This window comes from Hymenobacter aquaticus (genome assembly GCF_004765605.1).
GTDB classification, from domain to species: Bacteria; Bacteroidota; Bacteroidia; order Cytophagales; family Hymenobacteraceae; genus Hymenobacter; species Hymenobacter aquaticus.
On the sequence record NZ_SRLC01000001.1, the window covers coordinates 183,428 to 203,680 of the forward strand.

Sequence of the window (20,253 nt, forward strand, 5' to 3'; positions counted from 1 at the left end):
CCGGGTTAGCGCAAGGGCAGCGCGGCCGTCAGCCGGCGCAGGGCCTCGCGCAGCTCGGGCTCGGGCACGGCGTAGGAAATCCGGAAAAAGCCCGGCGCGTCGCAGCTGGCCCCGTCCACGACTTCCACGCCGCCGGCCCGCAGCCGGGCCGCCAGGTCGGCCGAGGCCGCCGGTAGGGGCAGGGCCGGATTCAGAAACGCCCGGAAGTCGGGGAAGACGTAGTAGGTGCCCTGGGGCAGCTGCTGGCGCACCGAAGGCATTGCCGCCAGCGCCGCCACCATCCGCTCCCGGTTGGCCCGCAACCCGGCGCACAGCCCGGCGCTAATGCTTTCGGCCTGCTCGGTAGCGGCCAGCGCCGCCGCCTGCGACACGGCCGAAACGGCCGCGGCGGTGGCAAACTGCCAGGCCGCGCACTGCCGGGCCACGGCCGCCGGCGCCACGAGGTAGCCCACGCTCCAGCCAATAAGCGCCAGCGACTTGGAGAAGCCACTGACCACTACGTGCTGACTCAGCGGGTCGTCGAATTCCAGCAGGGAGGGTACCCGGTCGGGGCCAAAGCAGATACCGTCGTAAATCTCGTCGGCCAGCACCATTAGCTGGGGGTGCTGGCGCGTGAGGTGCAGCAGGGCCGCCAGCTCGGCGCGGTGATACACGCGGCCGGTCGGGTTGTTGGGGTTGCTCAGCAGCAGCACCCGGGTGCGGGGCGTAAGGGCGGCTTGCACGGCCGCAACGTCGAGGGCGTAGTCGGTGGCGGGGTCGAGGGGCAGGGTGCGGAGCGTGCCCCCGGCTTTTTCCACCAGCCCCTGAAACCCAAACCAGTTGGGCGTCAGCAGCAGCACTTCGTCGTGGCCGGGGCTCAGCAGGGCTTTAAGCACCGCCAGCAGGGCCGGCTTGGCCCCGGGCGTCACTACTATCTGCTCGGGCGCTACGGCCGCGCCCTGGCGCTGGTAGCGCGCCGCCAGCGCCGCCCGCAGCGCCGGCAGCCCTTCGATGGGACTGAGCGGCAACGGGCCGCCCTGCAACAGCGTGGTGGCCTGTTGCAAGGCGGCCGGGGGAGTCGTGAAGTTACCGTAGCCCGAAGCCAGGCTGATAGTATCCGGGAAAGAAGTCATGGGCGAAACTACCGCAAACCGGTGCAGAAACTACCGCTTTTCAACCCGATTACCCTTGCGGGGCCAGCACGACGTCGGCAAAGTAGTCGTGCTGGTCGGTGAAGAAGTGCTGCACGCCCAGGCCCGCGTCGGCGGCGGCCTGCTCGATGAGGTGGCGGGTAAACTTGTAGGAGTTTTCGGTGTGAATCACTTCCCAGGCGTCGAAGGCCACGGTTTCGCCCAGGGCCTCGATGCGCACCTGCTGCTGCCGCGTGCTGACCAGAAACGAGCGTACCGCGCCGCTGAGCGGGTCGTAGTCGGTGTAGTGCTGCCAGGCGGCGAGGTCGAAATCGGCCCCCAGCTCCCGGTTCAGGCGGGTGAGTAGGTTCAGGTTGAAAGCCGCCGTGACGCCCTGCGCATCGTCGTAGGCCGCCCGGATCTGGCGCGGGTCTTTCTGCAGATCGAAGCCCATGAGCAGCCGGTCGTCGGGGGTGAGGGGCTGGGCCAGGTTGCGCAGAAACTCGCGTCGGTCGGCGGGCAGGAAGTTGCCGATGTTGGAGCCCAGAAACAGCACGGCTTTGCGGCCGGGGCGGGCCGCCATCAGCGTGAGGGCCGTGGCGTAGTCCGTTACCTGGGGCTCGACGCGCAAGGCCGGCAGCTCCTGCTGCAGGCTGGCCACCAGGCCCTCCAGCGCAGCGCCCGAAATATCGACCGGCACGTAGGTGAACGTCGCACCCGTATCGAGCAGGTGGCGCAGCAGGATCTTGGTTTTCAGTCCGTCACCGGCTCCCAGCTCCAGCAGGAAAAAAGGCTCGGCGGGGTCAGTTGGCCGTAGCGCCTTGCCAATGGCCACCTGGTGCTGGGTGAGCAGGCCAAACTCGGTGCGGGTGGGGTAATATTCCGGCAGGGCCATGATCTGCTGAAAAATCTGGCTGCCCGCGTCGTCGTAGAAGTACATCGACGACAACGTTTTGGGGGTGCGGCGCAAGCCCTGGGCCACGTGCCGGGCCAGATCGGAAGGAGCAACTGCCGGGAGAGAGGAAGCAGACATGAAAAGGGGAAGAGAGGAGAGAGGAAAAGAGGAAGTAAGCGCCGCTTAGCGCGCCAGCCGGATGCCCGTGAACTGCCAGCGCTTATCGGCGTGGAAGAAGTTGCGGTACGTCAGGCGGATGTGGCTTTCGGGCGTGGCGCAGGAGCCGCCGCGCAGCACCAGCTGGTTGAGCATAAACTTACCGTTGTACTCGCCTAGCGCCCCGGCCGCGCGCACGTAGCCGGGGTAGGGGTGGTATGCCGAATACGTCCACTCCCAGGCGTCGCCGAGCAGCTGGTGGCACTGGTCGGCCGCGGCCGTGGCGGGCAGGGGCTGCGGGTCGAAGCTGCGGCTTTCCAGAAAGGTGCCGTCGGCCGCTTCGGGCCGGAAACGGCGGGCCGCAATTTCCCATTCCGGCTCGGTGGGCAGCCGCGCCCCGGCCCAGTGAGCGTAGGCATCGGCCTCGTAAAAGCTGACGTGCGTCACGGGTGCGGCCATATCCACGGGGCGCAGGCCGTGGTGGGTGAAGCGGAACCAGCCCTCGGGCCGCTCTACCCAGTAGAGCGGGGCCTGCCACTGCTGCTGCTGCACCAGGTCCCAGCCTTCGCCCAGCCAGTAGCGGAAGTCGGCGTAGCCCCCGGCCCGCATAAATTCCAGGTACTCACCGTTGGTTACCAACCGGTTTTGCAGCGCGAAGTCGGCCACGTACGTCTCGTGCGGGGCGTGCTCGTTGTCGAAGCAAAACCCCGGGCCCTCGTAGCCGATGCGGTACACGCCGCCCGGCACCGGCAGCCAGGCCACGGGCGGCGGACCGGTTTCAGCTTCCGGCGCGTCGGAGGAAAGTGGCAGGTAGGCCGGGGCCAACGGACTGGTGCTCAGAATGTACTTGATGTCGGTGACGAGCAGCTCCTGGTGCTGCTGCTCGTGCTGCAGGCCCAGCTCCAGCACTTCCCAGAACGCCTCGGGCAGGGTGTCGGCCCGGCTCAGCAGCTCCTGCATGCGGGCATCGACGTGGGCGCGGTAGGCATACACCTCGGCCAGCGCGGGCCGGGAAAGGGTGCCCCGATCGGCCCGGTTTACGCGGCTGCCCAGCGAGTTGTAGTAAGAGTTGAACAGGAAGGCGTATTCGGGGTGAAAAACCTGGTAGCCGGGCTGGTATTGACCCAGCAGGAAGGTCTCGAAAAACCAGGTGGTGTGGGCCAGGTGCCACTTCGGCGGACTCACATCAATGACGGGCTGCACCACCGTGTCTTCGGGCAGCAATGGGCGGCACAGGGTTTCGGTCTGGTGGCGTACGGCCTGGTAGCGGGCCAGCAGCGCGTCGGTAGTGGGGGCCGTCAGGGAGGAAACGAGGGTCATAGCAAAGAAGGGGAGGGCGTGGAAAGGTAACCGGAAAAGCAGACCCGGGTTTGTACGAAGCCAGGAGAAATATAGTGCAGCTCTTATTTCAGCCGGGAAAGAACGGGGGTGAAACCCGGGAAAAGCCCAACATCTAATGCCCACTGAGTACTTATCGCGCCGCCTCCTTTTAAGTACGCAGTAGCTCATCAGTAGTAGTTGGTATTTTGACTATTACAAGCTGAATTAGGAGTTAAAATGGTTATCCTTGTTAAGCGCCGCTCGTTGAAGGGGGCACATTACCTCACCCGTTCTCCAAACCCTACAAGACTATGATTACGAACAACACAGCCCGCGCCAGTGCCGCGCGTACCAGCACCCGCGCTGCCAACAGCAAAACCACGCCCGCCGGCAAAAGCCTCCGGGGCTTTGCCGCCATGGACCCGGCCGAACAGCGCCGCATAGCCAGTGAAGGAGGCAAGGCCTCGCATGAAAGTGGCCGCGGCCATCGTTTTACTTCAGAGGAAGCCCGTGCTGCCGGCCGTAAGGGGGGCCAGGCAAGTCGCGGACGGAGCAACCAGGGCGGTGCCACCCGATAGTTTCTCTCTGCAGTAACGGCGACTACTCCAGGTCGCCAGTAAGCCGACAAGCTCCCGTGCTCTGCACGGGAGCTTGTTCTTTTTTAGCCTGGCGAGGCCGGCTGGTCGATTTCGTTGTTATTTGCCCGTTCATCCGTTTTGCCGCCCCATGCTGCACCTTGCCTATTCCCGGCGTGTTCTGCGCTTCAACTTCCCGGCCCGCACGTCCCGCGGGGCCCTCACCGAGCACTACGCCTACTACCTGCGCCTGACCGATACCGCCCAGCCCGGCCGGGAAGGCGTGGGCGAAGCCGCGCCCCTGGCCGGCCTCAGCCCTGACTACGGCCCCGACACCGAAACCCGCATCCGGGAATTTTGCCGGCAGTTCAACCAACGCCAGCTGGCCGCCCTCAGCCCCGCCGCCGCAGCGGCCCTGGTGCCGGCCGAGCTGCCCGCCCTGCGCTTCGCCCTCGAAACTGCCGCCCTCGACCTGGAGCAGGGTGGCCGGCGGCAGCTGTTCGACTCGCCCTTCAGCCGGGGGCAGGCCGGTATTGCCATCAACGGCCTGGTCTGGATGGGCGACGCGGCGTTTATGCGGGAGCAGATCCGGAAAAAGCTGGCCGAGGGCTACTCCTGCCTCAAGCTCAAAATCGGCGGCATCGACTTTGCCACCGAGCTGCGCCTGCTGGCCGAAATCCGGGCGGTGGCCGGGCCCGAACAGCTGACGTTGCGCGTCGATGCCAACGGGGCCTTTGCGCCCGCCGAGGCCCTGGACCGGCTCGGGCAGTTGGCCCGCTTTGCGCTGCACTCCATCGAGCAGCCCATCCGGTCCGGGCAGTGGGCCGATATGGCGCGGGTGTGCCGGGAGTCGCCGGTGCCGGTGGCGCTGGATGAGGAGCTCATTGGCGTAACCGACACCCAGCAGCAGCAGGCCCTGCTCGACCAGATCCGGCCGGCCTATATCATTCTCAAGCCCACGCTGCTCGGGGGGCTGGCCGCTACCCGGCACTGGATTGCCCTGGCCGAGGCCCGCGGCATCCGGTGGTGGCTCACCTCGGCCCTGGAATCCAACGTCGGCTTGAACGCCATCAGCCAGTTTGCGGCCCAGGCCGCGCCCCCCGATTTTCCGCAGGGCCTAGGCACCGGGCAGCTGTACTCCAACAACGTAGCCGCCCCGCTGACCATCCGGGGCGGGCAGCTGCACTACGAGCCCGACCTGGGCTGGGGTAGCTTGGAATAACCATACCCGGCGGGGATACGGACAGGCAAAATTTCACTATATTACAAGGCCGCCATGTCTTCGCTATGTCCCGCTCCGGAGTATATACGTTCAGCTGCCGCCGCCTTTCGGGGCTGCTCCGGATGACTTTGTTGCTGGTGCTGGCCTGCGGTCTGCTCACCGTTGGGGTGGCCGCCCAAACGCCGGGCCCGTTTCAATTCGCGAAGCCCAAGGCCCATAAAGTGAAATTTCATTTCGAGCTGGAGCGTAACCTCATCGTGGTAAACGCCATGCTCAACGGACAGGGCCCGTTCAACTTTCTGCTCGATACCGGCGTGGGCACCTCGCTGATTACCGACCCCTCGCTGCGCCTGGCCCTGGGCCTGCGCACGGGCCGCAGCTTCCGGGTGGCCGGCGCGGGCAGCGAGGCCCCGCTGGAAGCCGCCGAAACCGACAGCGTGCGGGTGGAGCTGCCCGGCGTGGTGGCCCCGAACATGCTCTTTCTGACTCTGTCGGAGGATATTCTGAACCTGTCGGGCTACGTGGGCATGCCCATTCACGGCATCCTGGGCTCCGACGTGTTTCGCAGCTTTGTGGTGGAAGTGCGGGCCGCCGAAAGCTTGCTGGTGTTCCACGACCCGAATTCGTACCGCAAGCCCCGCGGCCGCCGCTGGACCGACGTGCCCCTCGACCTGGAAGGCAACAAGCCCTACCTGACCGCCGAAGTGCAGCTCACCGACTCGTTGCAGCTGCCCCTGAAGCTGATTCTGGACACCGGGGCGGGCCACGCCCTGTCGCTCGAAACCACGTCCAGTAGCCAGCTGCGGGTGCCGCCCAAACGGCTCCGCTCCCAGCTGGGCAAGGGCCTCAACGGGTTTATCAACGGCTACCTGGGGCGCGTGTCGGGCATGAAGCTGGGCCGCTACCAGATCAACTCCCTGCTCACCTCGTTTCCCGACTCGACCGACGTGGCCATGCGCGCCGACGTGCCCCGCAACGGTAACATCGGCTTCGAGTTGCTCAAGCGCTTCGACACGGTTATCGACTACACCCACAACTACCTGCTGCTGCGGCCCAACCTGCTGTACCGGGAGCCCTTCGAGCACGACATGTGCGGCATGGACCTGGTAGCGGCCGGCCCCGACTTCCGCCGCTACGTCATCACCCAGATTGTGCCCGGCTCGCCGGCCGCCCAAGCCGGCCTGCAAGCCAACGACGAGATATTGTCCATCAACTTTCTGCCCGCCAGCGCCTTGTCTTTAACCCAGATCAGTAGGATTCTGCACTCGGCCGATGGCCGCAAGATTCTGCTCATCGTGCGGCATGCCGACGGGGAGTTGGGCACGACGCAGGTGCAGCTCAAGCGCGAGATTTAAGCCCGGCCCCCGGTACCAGCTACTCTGGTTTCGGGCCGGTAGATGAGGGGCAAGTCGCCGTTTTACCCCTCGCAACCGTATATTTTCCTACATTAGAAGCCCGCCTGCTCCCTGCTACCCCTTACTTCTCGCCCGAACTCGCCTGATGCCCACGGCCCCTTCGCCCGCGCTGCCCACCCCGCCGCCCGAAATCCGGGCCAACCAGCACATCTACTCCGATTATTTCGACGAGGAGTTCGTCTATCAGCTCGATAAGAACATCCTGCAGCTGCTCGACCGGGTCTGGTTCCGCTCCGAGCTGGTCGGCTTCGACGAGTACCCGCAGCGCAACAACCCCGACAAGCCCCTGATTTTCGCCTCCAACCACTCGGGCATGGCGTTTCCCTGGGATGCCATGGTGGCCCTGTCGCACTTGTGGCGCAAGCTGCCCAACCTCAGTGACTTGCCCCGGCCTTTGTCGGCGCCCATGCTTTCCCAGTCGGCCCTGATGAACCCGTTTCTGGTGCGCAACTTCTGGAAGCGCTGCGGCTGCGTGGATGCCACCACGCTGAACTTCGAGACGATGATGTACTACCAGGAGCACAACCTGATGCTCTACCCCGAGGGCGTGCCGGGCATCGGCAAGGGCTTCAACCGCAAGTACCAGCTGCAGCGCCTGGCTACCAGCATCGTGCGCCTGGGCATTCAGCACCGCACCGACATCATCCCGTTCTATACCATCAACGGCGAGTACCTCAACCCCTACGCCTACAGCTGGGACTGGATCAACAACCTGAGCAAGAAAATCGGGATTCCCTTTATTCCCATGGGCCCCATCGTGCTGATGGTGCTGCTGCAGCCCTGGTTTTTTTACATGGCCTTTCCGGCCAAGCTCACCTTCGTGCTGGGCTCCCGCATCAAACCCTACGAGCTGACCGACAAAGCCCACGACGAGCTGAGCCGGGCCGAGTACGAAGCTCTGTCGGAGCAGGTGCGGGGCCGCATGCAAACCGAGCTGGACGCCGCCGTGCGCCAGTACGGGCAGCACCCCTACCGCTGGGGCGAAATGTGGCAGCGCATCCGCCAGAACTGGCGCTACTTCCCCTTTTTCCTGCCTTTCGCCTGGCCCGCCGTCTTCACCGAGTTTGAAAAGCAGTACACCCGCAAAACCCCGCCCGACGTCAACCTGGACCTGACCAGCCCCGGCGCGTGGCTGCGCATGATCTGGCGCAACCCGTTTACCATCAGCTTCTTTATTCCGATTCTGGGCTGGATTCCCATTGCCATCCGGGGCTACAAAGGCCACCGGCTGGGAAAAAGAGCGTAGGCAGGCGGCGCCAAAATCCAAATCGAGCTGCTTTGGCGAAACTTGTTCTGCCTCAGTCAGTAAAAGACAATATTAACCTCCGGTGCCGCCTTCGGGGCGGCCTTTTCCCTTGCCAAAATACCACGCGCCCCGCGTGGCCCCCGCGCCGACTTCGTTCTTCCCGCTTTTACCTCCGCTCAAATGCCTTCCCCCCAGCATTTGCTCCTCAAACAATTCCTGACGGCGGCCACCGCGCCCCTGTCCCGCCGCCGGCCCACGCTGGCGGCCATGCGCCTGAGCCTGGAAATGGCCAGTCTCGGCCAGTTTATGCCCTGGGGCGTCCACCTCGAGTGCTTTCAGCTCGAGGGCATGGCCGCCGAGTGGGTGCGCCCCGCCCCGGCCGACCCGCGCCGGGTGCTGCTCTACCTGCACGGGGGCGGCTACGTGCTGGGCTCCCTGAACACGCACCGCAGCCTGGTGGGGGCCCTGGCGCAGCGCTGCGGCATGTACGCGCTGGCCATCGACTACCGCAAAGCGCCCGAACACCCCTTCCCGGCGGCCCTGGATGATGCCCTGCTGGCCTACCGCTGGCTGCTGCGCCAGGGCTACCGCCCCCACGACATCATCGTGGCCGGCGACTCGGCCGGTGGGGGCCTCACGCTGGCGTTGCTGCTGGCCCTGCGCGACGGGGCCGGGCCGCTGCCCGCCGCCGCCATTGGCCTTTCGCCCTGGACGGATCTGGTGCTGCCCACGGCTACCATCCGGCGGGTGGCCCACGAAGAGCTCCAGTTTCTGGAGGCCCTGGCTATCCGGGGCTGGGGCGGGCAGTACGCTGGCAGCGCCCCGCTGACCGAGCCGCTGGTGTCGCCGGTGCGGGCCGCCCTGCACGATCTGCCGCCGTTGCTGCTCCAGACTTCCGACGCCGAAGTGCTCTACGACGACGTGCTGACCTTTGCCGCCAAAGCCCGGCTGGCCGGCGTCCCCGTTACGCTGCAGACGTTTGCGGGCCTGGTACACTGGTGGCATTTGTTCTGGCGCGTGGTGCCCGAAGCCCGCACCGCCCTCGACCAGGTTGCAGCCTTCACCCAGGGCATCTGGGCCGCGCAGGAAGCCGCCGCGCGGGTCGTACGCGCGGCCCGCGCTTCGGCCAAACCTGCCAAAACGGATCTGCGGCCCCGCGCCCGGCTCTGAGAGCCGCCGGATGGCCCGGCCGAAGCCGGCAACCGCTAAAGACACCTATATGAAAGCGCCACGGGAAAAATTCTCACCTCATAGCCAACTATATAGCCATGTTTTTGTAGGTTTGCCGAAGATAGTCGGCTTGCATACTATTTTTCCTGCCTGACGCGGCTACAGCGTTGTTTTTCCCATTCACTTCAACTCTTTTTAACCGTTTAGCACCATGGAAGACTTGTTTAAGAAATTTATCAATGCCGGGGTCGGCTTCGTGTCATTGACCAGTGACCGGGTGCAAACCACCATCGACGCCCTGGTGAAGGAGAGCAAGCTGTCGGAGCAGGAGGGAAAGAAGATTATGGACGACTTGAAAAAGAACTCCGAAACCAAGCGCAAGGAGCTTGAGCAGCAGTTCAGCAGCATTGCCAGTAAGCTGATGAAAAGCGTGGGCGTAGCCTCCAACTCCGACGTGGAAGACCTGAAGCGCAGCGTGAAAGGCAGCAACTCGAAGTCAACTTCTTCGGCTTCCTCTTCGGCCAGCAAAAGCAGCGGTTCGAAGTCGGCCGCCAAGCCAGCTTCGAGCACTACGGCCAAGGTTGCGGGCGCCACCAAGAAAGCCGCCGATAAGGTAAGCTCGGCCGCCGGCACCGCGCAGAAATCGGCGGCGGCGAAGGCTGGCGCGGCCAAATCGTCGTCGGGCGGCAGCAAGTCGGGCGGGGCCAAGAAGGATACGCCCGCGGCTCCGGCCGGTGGCACCGACACGGCCGGCGCTTAATTGCGCGTGCTGTTCAGCTAAAAAGAGCCAGCGCCTGCCGATGCGGGGCGCTGGCTCTTTTTTGTAGCCAATTTTACCGCACCGGCCCCAATTGCCCGGCCCAGCGCGTATTTTGCAATTCTAAACTCGTCCTTTTCCCGCCCGCTTCCGCATGTTCAAAAACACGATTTCCAATCTGAGCCGCATCCGGCAGGTAGTGGAGGTGCTGGTGCGCTACGGGTTTGAGGATGTGGTAACGTCTACGCCCCTGCGCCGGCTGGTGACGCAGAAGCGCCGCCTCTCGTGGCAGCATGCCGAGCGGCCGGTGTTTGAAACCAGCCGCTGGGAGCGGGTCCGGATGGTGATTGAGGAGCTCGGGCCCACCTTCATCAAGCTGGCCCAGGCCATGAGCAACCGGCCCGATTTGCTGCCCGAGGCCCTGATTGACGAGTTTCAGAAGCTGCAGAGCGACGTGCCGCCCTTCGACGTGCGCCTGGCCCGCGAGATTATCGAGCGGGAGCTGGGCCGGCCCATTACGGAGGTGTTCAGCGAGTTTGAGGAAAAACCCCTAGGCTCGGCCAGCATCGGGCAGGTGCACAAGGCCCGGCTGCTGACGGGCGAAGACGTGGTGGTGAAAGTGCAGCGCCCCGACGTGCAGGAAAAAGTGCGCACCGACCTGAGCCTGCTGCACGAGCTGGTGCGCCTGACGGCGGGCTTTTTGCGCAACCACGGCCTGAGCAACCCCCAGGACATCGTGGACGCCTTCGAGCGGAGCATGATGAAGGAGCTGGACTACACCTCCGAGGCCCGCAGCATGGAGCAGTTCCGCAAGCTCTACGAGAGCTACGAAACTTTCTCCATTCCGAAACCCTACCGGGAGCTGTCGACGGCCAAAATCCTGGTGATTGAGTTTGTCTCGGGCTGCAAGATTACCGACAAGCCCCAACTGCTGAAGTGGGGGCTGAGCCCGGAAAAGGTGGCCGAAACCGGCATGGACATCTACCTGACCCAGATTTTCGAGTTCGGTATCTTCCACGCCGACCCGCACCCCGGCAACGTGCTGGTGCGCCCCGACGGCACGCTGGTGCTCATCGACTTCGGGATGGTGGGCCGGCTCAGCAAGCAGCAGAAGTATGCCTTTGCCGGCGTCTTCATCGGCATGGCCCGGCAGGATGCGCGCAGCATGGCCCTGAACTTCCGGCGCCTGGCCCTCACGGCCGACATTCCCGACATGCGCACCTTCGAGGCCGACCTCAACGACTTGATTGAGGACTTTGCCTTGCTCGACGTGCAGGACATGAGCATGAGCGACCTGGCCGACCGGCTCCAGAACGTCATCTACGACTACAAGCTGCAGGTGCCCGGGGCCATCTTCCTGATTCTGCGGGCCCTGGTGATTCTGGAGGGCATCGGCAAGGTGCTGCACCCGCGCTTCAACACGTTCGAGTTTGTGCGACCCTACGGGGCGCGCATCATTGCCGAGCAGTACTCGCCCGAGAATATCCTCAGCGAAGCCCAGTACACCGGCACCCAACTGCTGGCCCTGCTGCAAACGCTGCCGGCCGACGTGCGCCAGATCATGCGCAAGATTTCGCGCGGCGACCTGCGCCTGAAGGTGGAGCTCAGCGGCTACCAGGCCCTGATGCGCACCGCCGACCGGCTCGTGTCGCGCACCATCATTGCCCTGATTGCCGTGGCCTTCCTACTGTTTTCGGGGCTGAGCCTGCTGGGGCGCTACTCGCCGGACATGCGCTACTGGCACGGCATCCCGGTGCTGACGTGGTGGAGCCTGGGCATTACGGGCTTCCTGTTCCTGATTCTGCTGATTCTGGGCACGCAGAAGCGCAAGGAGTAGCCTTTATTTCAGAAGCCAGTAGTAGGCCAGCTGCGCCCCAAACGAGTTAACACTACCAACCAGAATGCGCTGGTACGTGGCATTCAGCCGTACTTCCTGGCTCGAAGACAACGGCAGAAGCACGCCCGTGGAAACGGTGGCGAACACCGCGCCCCCGAACGACTCGCGGGTGAGGGAAACGCGCTGAAACTCGGTGGTGCTGCCGGCCGCGCGCTGCTGAATTTCGCGGGTGCCATCGAGCAGGAACGCAAAGCCGAGTCCGCCGCCGAGGTAAAAATTGGGCCGCCGCACCTTGCCAAAGCGTTTGCCAACCGTCAGGACGGGGGCCAGCACGTGGGAGCGGGAAATCAGCCGCTCTTCCAGCACCGTCTGCCTGGGGCCCGCTACCTCAATCACGGGGCTATACCCGTTGAGCTGGATATAGTCTAGCTGAATGCCGCTTTGCAGGCCACTGGCGCGTATGCCGGTCCACTCCAGGCCTACTTCCCGGCTCTGGGCGTATACTTGGGAATCGAAAAAACCTTGGGCGGTCCGCAGCACTGCCAGGTGCACGCCAACGCCTTTTCGCCAGCCCGAGTAGTTGGTGCGGGGCCGGGGCTGCCACTGCGGCTCGACGCAGGTGTTGTACTGCACCAGCACCCGGCGGATATCCGCTTCCGAAAAAGGCAGGGCCATCAGCGCGGGGTCGGTGTGGCGCAGGCTAGGGCAGGCGCGCAGGTACCGGTTCAGCACCACGTGCCAGTTGCTGGCCGTCAGCTCGTACAGCGTATCCGAGGCAGCGGTGCCGAGCAGCAGGCCCTGATCATTCGAAAAAGAGTACAAGCTGGCCGGCCCCGGCGTTTGCAGCAGCACGAAACGGGCCGAGTCGGCTCCGGTGGCCAGCTGCACTACCTTGCTCAGGATGGGGGCATGGCCCCGCAGGCCATAGCCGCGCAGCTGGTCGGGGCGGTACACCTGCGCTGCCTGCCGGGAGGCCGGGTAGAAGAGAAGCCGCTGGCCGGATTTCTCGACCACGTCGCCGGGCAGCGTGTCGCCGGAGGTGGTAATGACAAAGCCCGGCAAGCCCTGCGCGCGGGCAGCAGCGGTAGAAATTAGCAGAAAGAGAAAAAAGTAAAGTCGAATCATGCCACTGAACACAAAAGATAAAACAGCTAGTGGCTACAAATATAAACTGGATTTGTGGCCCCAGCGAATTGGTAGGCATAGCTGCTTTGTAGCCCCCAATAGCCTCGCTATGCACCCGCAACGGCTGAAAGCCCCCTTGGGCCGGGTAGCCGGGAGCCGCCTTGAGGGCCACTTCTTAAGTCGGGGCTGATTTGTGTAACGAGCTGATTACAAGAAATGACAAGTGAAATCCAGAAGCGCTGAAAAGTCTAAAAACTTGGTCTTTTATTGGCCATTCTTATATCGGGTAACTCGAATAAAGCCCAACTTGCTGCCGCCTGCCGCTGATTGGTAGGTCGCACAAAAACGGCAAGCACCATGCATCTGCTACCCACATTCCCGTTGCGCCGCTGGGCGGCAATTCTCCTGTTCAGCACCCTGGCCCTGCCCGCGCTGGCGCAGTCCGGCAACGACCAGGAGCTGTTTGAAACCCAGAAGCGGCTGAGCGTCGGCGTTACCAAGTTTGCCGAGGCCCGCACCGCCGTCAACGCCTTTATCAGCCGCCGGGCGGCCTGGGTGCAGAAGCAGGAAGAAACGCCCGACCAGCTCACGGCCGAATTCGTGCTGCCGACCCGCGCCCTGGGCGGCCTCGACTCGCTGGCGGCCGGGCTGGGCTTCGTGCTGGAAAACAACCTGAACGCCCACAACCTGACCTCCCGCCTACAGGAGCTGAAGGCCGACGAGCAGGACTTGCAGGCCCAGCTGGCCCTGGCCACGCTGGAGCTGCGCAACCCCCGGCTGGAAGAGCCCAAGCGCCAGAGCCTCCAGGAGCAGGCCGCCCGCTACGAAACCCGACTGCGCGAGCTGCGGCAGCGCCAGCAGGTGGTAGCCAGCCACGCCGGCCAGGCCTACGTAACGCTGCGCCTCTACGACGAGGTGACTTTCCCGACCGGTAACCGCAAGGTGAGCTTCGTGAACATGCCCGGCGTGGAATATGGCTACCTGCGCCTCGACAACCCCAAGCCCGGCCTGAGCAGCCGCGCCTACCAGGGCTACGCCATCAAATACATGTTTACCCGCGGCAAGAGCTACTTCAACCTGGGCGTGTATAAGCCGCTGGAAAAAGCCGAGGAGCCGGAGTTTATCAACGAGCTGTTCGTCATCAACTTCGGCCAGGACTTCTACCCGCGCAACTTCGGCCGGGGCCGGCGCAAGTTCCTGAACCTGTACACCAGCTACCAGGTGGGCGGCTTTATTCTGAACCGCAATAGCGACGAGGACAACGAGTTTATTCCCAACCTGAACCTGGGCCTGGGTATCGAACTGATCAAGACCCGCCACATCCTGCTCGATACCAAAGCCAGCTACTTCGTGCCCCTCCACGACCACAGCCGCGACCTGCGCGGCATCCTGGGCCAGGCTTCGTTCAACTTCGTGTTCTAGCGCTAGTAGTAAGTAAAAATAAGCCCGGCCAACATAAGAACGTCATGTCGACCAGCGGGAGACATCTCGCGTGCAATGGTAACTTGATTACTACTGCACGCGAGATGTCTCCCGCTGGTCGACATGACGTTCTGTTTTTACTGTCGGTAGCCTCTCTCAGTAGCGCAATTACGGCTTGGAGGCCATCGAGACGGGTCCTACCCGCACCGATTGGCTGTCGATGACCTGCCAGCGGCCGTCGCGGCGCACCAGCACGTGCATGCGGCGAAACTCGCCACTGGCGTCTTTGCCGTTTTCGGTGCCGGTGGTGGTGATGTTGTGCCGGATAACGGCCATATCGGGGCCGAAGAGGCGCACGTTGTACTCGGTGGGCTGGTTGCTAATCGTCTTGGACTTGCCCGACTGCATGTCGGCCATCATTTCGGCCTTGGTGCCCACGGTGCCGTCGGCTTCGGTAAACAGGCAGTCGTCGGCCACCAGCTTCTGCACGAAGGCCAGGTCGTTGCGGACTGTGGCGGCGCCCCAGTCCTGGTCGAGCTGAATCAGGGCGGCTTTGGTCTTTTCGGAGTCCGCGGCCTTCGCGGCGGCTTTTTGCTGCCCCACGGCCAGGGTACAGCTTAGGGCGAAGAACAATAGACAAAGGGTGCGTTTCATCGGGTAGTGGGGTTAGGGTAGGCAGCCGCACCCATCATGAAACCTGCTCACAACGCCACGACCTGTATTAATATAGGTAAAATATTATATACATGCCAGCCAGTACCCCGCCCGGTGTTTCGCAAGCACTTCACGGTTCCCGGAAGATGGTTCAAGATGCTTAGCATATTGTTAACACCCTTTAGCACATCCTTCACGCTGCTCGGTAGATTGTTCACGGCGTCTCTTTGCTCATGCACGCTGCCTCTACCATCGTTGCCGCCGTTTCTACAGTTATTTCCGCCGCCCCTGACATGGTTACTGCCTTCGCTCAGATGCTTGCCGCCGCTGACATGCTTTCTGCCGGGGTTGCGGAAGGGCCGGTAGGAGTGGAAGCTTGAAAAGCAAAAAAGCCCGGCCGAGCCGGGCTTTTCTGTTGGGGTTAGAACGCGGTATGATTTACCGCAGCTGCATGTCCTCGATGATGAGGTTGATGTAGTCGCCCAGCTTCTGGTTGACCTGGTCGTAGTCGACGGCCGACTTGAGGGGGTGCTTCACGCTGAAGTAGAACTTGATTTTGGGCTCGGTGCCCGAGGGACGGGCCGAGACTTTGCTGCCGTCGGCCAGGATGAACTGGAGCACGTTGGAGCTTTCCAGGCCGGTGGCCCGCTCTTCGCCGGTTTGCAGGTTCCGGATGATGCCGGTTTTGTAGTCGCGCAGCTCTACTACGGGCGAGCCGGCAATGGTTTTCGGCGGGTTGGCGCGCAGGCCGGCCATCATTTCCTGGATTTCCTCGGCCCCGCGCTGGCCTTTCTTGGTCAGCGAAATCAGGTCTTCCTTGTACAGACCGTAGGTGGCGTACATCTCCACCATAGCCTGGTACAAGGTCTGGCCGTTGTCTTTGGCCACGGCGGCCATTTCGGCCAGCAGGGCGCAGGCCGATACGGCGTCCTTATCGCGCACGAAGGAGCCAATCATGTAGCCGTAGCTTTCCTCGCCGCCGCCGATGTAGTTTTCCTGGCCTTCCAGGTCGCGGATGATGCCGGCAATGTACTTGAAGCCGGTCAGCGTCTGGTAGGCCTTCACCTGATGGGCCCGGGCCACGTCGCCGAGTACGTCGCTGGTGACGATGGTGTAGACGATGAAGTCGTTGGGCTGCATCTTGCCAGCCTGCTTACGGGCCGAGAGCAGGTAGTGCGTGAGCAGGGCAGCGGTCTGGTTGCCGTTCACCAGCAGCCACTCGCCGCGGTTGTCTTTCACGGCAATGCCCACCCGGTCGGCGTCGGGGTCGGTGGCAATAACCAGGTCGGCATCCTGGGCCTTGGCCTGGTCGAGGGCCATCTGCATGGCCACTTTTTCCTCCGGGTTGGGCGACTGGATCGTGGGGAAGTTGCCGTCGGGCGTAGCCTGGGCTTCCACGATGCTCACGTTGGTAAAGCCCAGCTGGGCCAGGGCCTTGGGCACCAAGGTAATGCCGGTGCCGTGCAGGGGCGTGTACACGATTTTCAAATCGTGCTGGCGCTGAATGGCGGCGGGGTTGATGCTCAGGGTTTTGACCTGGGCCAGGTAGGCGTTGTCCAGCTCTTCGCCCAGCATATGAATCCGGGACTCGTCGCCCTGGAACTTCACCTGGTCGGGGCTCTGGATGGCGTTGACCTCGGCAATGATGTTCTTATCGTGGGGGGCTACCACCTGGGAGCCGTCCTGCCAGTACACCTTGTAGCCGTTGTACTCCTTGGGGTTGTGCGAGGCGGTAATCACGCAGCCGCTCTGGCAGCCCAGGTGGCGGATGGCAAACGACAGCTCGGGCGTGGGGCGCAGGTCGGAGAACAGGTAGGCGTGAATGCCGTTAGCCGAGAAGATGTTGGCCGCAATGCGGGCAAACTCCCGGCTGTTGTTGCGCGAGTCGTGGGCCAGGGCCACCTTGATTTCCTGATTCGGGAACGACTTGAGCAGGTAGTTGCACAGGCCCTGGGTGGCCATGCCCAGGGTGTAGCGGTTCATGCGGTTCGAGCCGTTGCCCATAATGCCGCGCAGCCCCCCGGTCCCGAATTCCAGGTCGCGGTAAAACGCGTCGTTGAGCGTTTCCTCGTCGCCCGCGTCGAGCAGCTGCTGAATGTTGGCTTTGGTGTCGGAGTCGTAGTTGCCGGTCAGCCAGGTGTTGATTTTGGCGTGGATGTCGGTGGTCAGGGCCATAGATAGGGGGATTTTGGTTCGGTATGGACGAGCAAATGAGGCTGAAAGTTGTGCGCGGTGCCCGGGCGCCGGGCCGCACCCACGGCTTGTTGCAGGGGGCAAAATGCTACTTAATTGGCAATTAAGCCCGATTTCACATCAATATGTGAGGTGTTTTACCGAATGATGTGATTGACGAGCGGGCTTTTTTTTGCGCACTTGCGGCGTCTAACGCGCTTTGCTGCTGGCTGCAAGCGGCGGCCTGGCGCCATCTGCTCACCCTTACTTCGCTGAACCATGCAATTCGCTCATCGTGCCGTCAATCTGCTGATGTTTCTGGTGCTGCTGCTGGCTTTTCTACTGATGGCCGCAGTGGCTATGGCCCAAAAACCCGTCAAAACCGACCTGCTCCCGTATTTCGACCGGGTGCCGGCCCCGCCCACGGCCTTCAGCGCCACGCTCAAGCGGCCGGCCGGCTTTACCGACCTCGACCAGCAGCTCCAGCAGCTTGGCAAGAGCATCGGCGCGGGCCGCACCGCCGAGCAGAGCCGCGACCAGCAGGCTTTGCAGCAGTTCGGCCAGCAGGCCGCTGCCGCCGGCGTAGAGAAAATGACCGACCAGCAGCAGATGGCCTATATGCAGCAGCAAGGCAGCGCCCTGCCCGGCTACAACCCGCAGGCCATGCAGCTGGCCCAGCAGATGCAGGACCCCGCGTTTCAGGCCAAGCTGGCTAAAATGAGCGACGCCGAAAAAGCCCGCTTCCTGCAGGCCCAGCTGGCCCCGGCCGGCAGCACCCAGCAGCGCATGATGAACGACCCCAGCTTCCAGGCGGCCCAGGCGGAATTTATGCAGCAGATGCAGAGCCCGGCCTTCCGCGCCAGCTGGGAAAAAAAAACGGAGGCCGAACAGGATGCCTACATGCAGCAGCTCATGCGCAAGCACGGCCTGAATGAGGCCAAGATGCAGGCCATCGGCGGCCATCAGCGCCCCCCGAAAATGGCCCCGCTGGTGGCTTCGCCCGCTTTGGAGGCCAATAATAAGATGGTCGAAGCTTTCAACGCCGACCTGAGCAGCAACGGCTTTACCCGCGTTCAGCAGCAGCTGCAAACCGAGCTGGAAACCCTGAAGCAGGAGCAGCAAAGCCGCGCCCTGCCCACGGCCCGCGAGGGCGACTGCCCCGGTCAGCGCCGCAGCTACGACCAGGGCCACCAGTTTCTGAAGCGCCGCCTCGACCTCTACACCAAGTACCTGCCCCAGCTAAACACGGCCTGGGCTACCCAGAAAAGCCTGCTCAAAGCCCGCGTGGCCCCCTTCCAGGCCGAGCTGGCCAAAATCCACTACGGCGACGACATTCAGCGCCCCGAGGAAAAAGCCGTCATCAGCGCTCTGGCCGGCGGGCAGCAGCTGATGATTGGGCAGGTGCAGCAGCTGGCCAGCTACAGCAGCGCCATCTACGACCTGAACCAGGAGTACGTCGACAGCAAGAAAGCCTACGACCAGCCCTTCCGCTGCGAAGAAGCCGTGTGCTTCCCCGCCCTGGCCCGCGTGGCCCTGCCCAACGGCCAGCAGGTAGCCATCAGCCGGGTCCGGGCCGGCGACGTGGTGCTGGGCTACGACGCCCGCACCGGCCAGGTCGTACCCACCCGCGTGCTGCGCCTCGACGTGCATCAGGACCAGCAGGACTATCCGCTGGTGCAGCTCACCATTGGTACGCCCGCCGTGTATGCCGGCCTGGCCGAGCAGCCGGCACGCCCGGCCCAGGCTCCGCTGGAAGTAGTGCTCACGCCCAACCACCCCGTGGCCACCGCCGCCGGGCCGCTGGTGCGGGCCGACGAGCTGCAGCCCTCCGCGGCCGTGCTGCGCCTAGCGGATACGGCCGTGGAAGCAACGCACCTGGCCGACCGACAGCCGGCCGGTACAACTCCTGTCGTGTTTAACCTGCGCACCGAAAGCGGCAACTACTTTGTCGGAGGGCTGCTGGTAGGCGCTAAGTAGTCTAAGGCTTTGTAGGCCAGGTCGCCGAGCTTTTCCAGGTCGCCGGTGTCGGTGTTGTTGAGAATGATAATCACCCGGGTAAAATCCGGGTCGGTCAGCAGCACCGAGTTGAACCCGTCGATGCTGCCGCGGCGCTCCACGACGGGCTTCGGAAAGGTCCGGTCGTTGTAGTAAAAGCCCAGCGTGGGGTAGCCCCGGGCCTGTTCCACGTAGCCTGTCGGCTGAGGCTTCAGCAACAGGCTGGAGGCCGTAGCCGAGAGCAGGGCCCGGGTTTGCAGGGCTCGTACCAGCTTGTAGAGGTCAGCCGCGGTGGAGTACATGGCGCCGGCCCCGGCATAGTTCGACAGGTACTTCGGAGCATCGTTGCGCAGCGTGTCCCGGCTGCTGCCCGCCCCGAAGGTGTAGTTGTGGTAGCCATACGCCAGGTGGGGCGTAATGCGGGCTTCCTGCACCAGGCCGGAGTTCTGCATCTGCAACGGCGCCAGGATGCGTTGGCGCAGCAACTGCCCGTAGGTTTGCCCGGAAACCACCTCCAGAATCCGGGTCAGCAGGATGTAGTCGATGTTGTTGTAGTTGAAGGCGGGCGCTTTGCCCTCGTCCTTGGCCACGAATTTCCGCACGAACTCGGCAGTAGAGTAGCGGGCCTGATACACCTGGGTGGAAGGCTCATTCCTGAGGCCGGAACGATGCGTCAGTAGGTCGGCAATGGTAATCGAGTGGCAGGCGGGCGGCAAGTCCGGCACGTAGGCAGCGGCCTTGTCTTCCAGCTTCAGCACCGCCTGGTCGACGAGCTGCAGGGTGAGTACGGCCGTGAACAGCTTGGTCATGGACGCAATGGGAAACCGGGTATCGGCCGTGACGGGCACCGAAAACTGGAAGTTCGCATACCCCTTGCTGACCTGGGCCACCACCCGCCCGTCTTTCACGGCCAGCAGCGTCCCGTTGAAATGCCCGGCCCGGTACTCGGCTTCCACCAGGGCCGTCAGGGAGCGTTGGGCCCCGGCCGGGGTTGTAACGAGCAAGAGGATCAGCAGGAAAAATCGGGACATAGCGGAAAGGAGCCGGGCGGTGGGGGAGCGGGGAGGCGAATGTAGGTCGTCGGGCTGATATGTCTTCCGCCTGTTTGTGCTGGCGAAGGCAAGCCGGCGGGCAGAAAGGGACGGAGAGTAGCGGGCTGGCAGAATAGGGTGGTGAGAACAGC

At 63.5% G+C, this 20,253-nt stretch carries 16 protein-coding genes; 9 read left to right on the plus strand and 7 right to left on the minus strand.

What is annotated here, in order from left to right:
• Positions 1 to 5: 5 nt before the first annotated feature.
• Genes E5K00_RS00825 through egtB form a run of 3 tightly spaced genes read right to left on the minus strand, consistent with a single transcriptional unit; the run spans position 6 to position 3,480 of the window.
• The gene (locus E5K00_RS00825) at positions 6 to 1,112 is read right to left on the minus strand and encodes a pyridoxal phosphate-dependent aminotransferase (protein WP_135460724.1); all 1,107 of its coding nucleotides are present in this window, start codon (positions 1,110 to 1,112) and stop codon (positions 6 to 8) included.
• Between the two features lie 49 nt (positions 1,113 to 1,161).
• Entirely contained in the window at positions 1,162 to 2,142 is a 981-nt protein-coding gene (gene egtD / locus E5K00_RS00830) for an L-histidine N(alpha)-methyltransferase (RefSeq protein WP_135460727.1), read from the minus strand.
• Between the two features lie 45 nt (positions 2,143 to 2,187).
• Positions 2,188 to 3,480 carry an ergothioneine biosynthesis protein EgtB gene (gene egtB, locus E5K00_RS00835; RefSeq protein ID WP_135460729.1) on the minus strand — a complete coding sequence of 431 codons (1,293 nt, stop codon included), beginning with the start codon at positions 3,478 to 3,480 and terminating at the stop codon, positions 2,188 to 2,190.
• A gap of 311 nt (positions 3,481 to 3,791) precedes the next feature.
• On the opposite strand from egtB, the gene E5K00_RS23285 reads away from it, so the two are divergent.
• From E5K00_RS23285 to E5K00_RS00870, 7 genes are all read left to right on the plus strand, one after another.
• Positions 3,792 to 4,058, plus strand: a complete 267-nt coding sequence (locus E5K00_RS23285) for a KGG domain-containing protein (protein ID WP_135460731.1) — start codon at positions 3,792 to 3,794, stop codon at positions 4,056 to 4,058.
• Between the two features lie 148 nt (positions 4,059 to 4,206).
• Complete coding sequence (menC, locus tag E5K00_RS00845; protein WP_135460733.1) at positions 4,207 to 5,277, plus strand: o-succinylbenzoate synthase; 1,071 nt, start codon at positions 4,207 to 4,209, stop codon at positions 5,275 to 5,277.
• Between the two features lie 65 nt (positions 5,278 to 5,342).
• Positions 5,343 to 6,632, plus strand: a complete 1,290-nt coding sequence (locus tag E5K00_RS00850) for an aspartyl protease family protein (RefSeq protein ID WP_135460735.1) — start codon at positions 5,343 to 5,345, stop codon at positions 6,630 to 6,632.
• A gap of 145 nt (positions 6,633 to 6,777) precedes the next feature.
• Positions 6,778 to 7,938 carry a lysophospholipid acyltransferase family protein gene (locus E5K00_RS00855; RefSeq protein WP_135460737.1) on the plus strand — a complete coding sequence of 387 codons (1,161 nt, stop codon included), beginning with the start codon at positions 6,778 to 6,780 and terminating at the stop codon, positions 7,936 to 7,938.
• A 198-nt stretch (positions 7,939 to 8,136) separates the two neighbouring features.
• Positions 8,137 to 9,108 (plus strand): alpha/beta hydrolase, encoded by a 972-nt coding sequence (locus E5K00_RS00860; protein WP_167856690.1) that lies wholly within the window; start codon positions 8,137 to 8,139, stop codon positions 9,106 to 9,108.
• A gap of 211 nt (positions 9,109 to 9,319) precedes the next feature.
• The gene (locus E5K00_RS00865; RefSeq protein WP_135460741.1) at positions 9,320 to 9,868 is read left to right on the plus strand and encodes a phasin family protein; all 549 of its coding nucleotides are present in this window, start codon (positions 9,320 to 9,322) and stop codon (positions 9,866 to 9,868) included.
• A gap of 151 nt (positions 9,869 to 10,019) precedes the next feature.
• The gene (locus tag E5K00_RS00870) at positions 10,020 to 11,702 is read left to right on the plus strand and encodes an ABC1 kinase family protein (RefSeq protein WP_135460743.1); all 1,683 of its coding nucleotides are present in this window, start codon (positions 10,020 to 10,022) and stop codon (positions 11,700 to 11,702) included.
• Between the two features lie 3 nt (positions 11,703 to 11,705).
• Here E5K00_RS00870 and E5K00_RS00875 read toward each other — a convergent pair whose 3' ends face one another.
• Positions 11,706 to 12,827 carry a hypothetical protein gene (locus E5K00_RS00875; protein WP_135460745.1) on the minus strand — a complete coding sequence of 374 codons (1,122 nt, stop codon included), beginning with the start codon at positions 12,825 to 12,827 and terminating at the stop codon, positions 11,706 to 11,708.
• Between the two features lie 357 nt (positions 12,828 to 13,184).
• On the opposite strand from E5K00_RS00875, the gene E5K00_RS00880 reads away from it, so the two are divergent.
• On the plus strand, positions 13,185 to 14,249 hold the full coding sequence (locus tag E5K00_RS00880) for a DUF4349 domain-containing protein (RefSeq protein ID WP_135460747.1): 1,065 nt from the start codon (positions 13,185 to 13,187) through the stop codon (positions 14,247 to 14,249).
• Between the two features lie 168 nt (positions 14,250 to 14,417).
• Here E5K00_RS00880 and E5K00_RS00885 read toward each other — a convergent pair whose 3' ends face one another.
• Both E5K00_RS00885 and E5K00_RS00890 read right to left on the minus strand, forming a co-directional pair.
• Positions 14,418 to 14,903 carry a nuclear transport factor 2 family protein gene (locus tag E5K00_RS00885; RefSeq protein ID WP_135460749.1) on the minus strand — a complete coding sequence of 162 codons (486 nt, stop codon included), beginning with the start codon at positions 14,901 to 14,903 and terminating at the stop codon, positions 14,418 to 14,420.
• A 438-nt stretch (positions 14,904 to 15,341) separates the two neighbouring features.
• Positions 15,342 to 17,078: a phospho-sugar mutase gene (locus E5K00_RS00890; RefSeq protein WP_135460751.1), complete on the minus strand. Its 1,737-nt coding sequence runs from the start codon at positions 17,076 to 17,078 to the stop codon at positions 15,342 to 15,344.
• 276 nt (positions 17,079 to 17,354) lie between these two features.
• Here E5K00_RS00890 and E5K00_RS00895 point away from each other — a divergent pair, with 276 nt between their 5' ends.
• Entirely contained in the window at positions 17,355 to 19,052 is a 1,698-nt protein-coding gene (locus tag E5K00_RS00895; RefSeq protein ID WP_135460753.1) for a Hint domain-containing protein, read from the plus strand.
• Here the strand turns inward: E5K00_RS00895 and E5K00_RS00900 are convergent.
• The gene (locus E5K00_RS00900) at positions 19,016 to 20,101 is read right to left on the minus strand and encodes a serine hydrolase domain-containing protein (RefSeq protein ID WP_135460755.1); all 1,086 of its coding nucleotides are present in this window, start codon (positions 20,099 to 20,101) and stop codon (positions 19,016 to 19,018) included. The two genes, E5K00_RS00895 and E5K00_RS00900, sit on opposite strands and share 37 nt — an antisense overlap.
• Positions 20,102 to 20,253 lie beyond the last annotated feature (152 nt).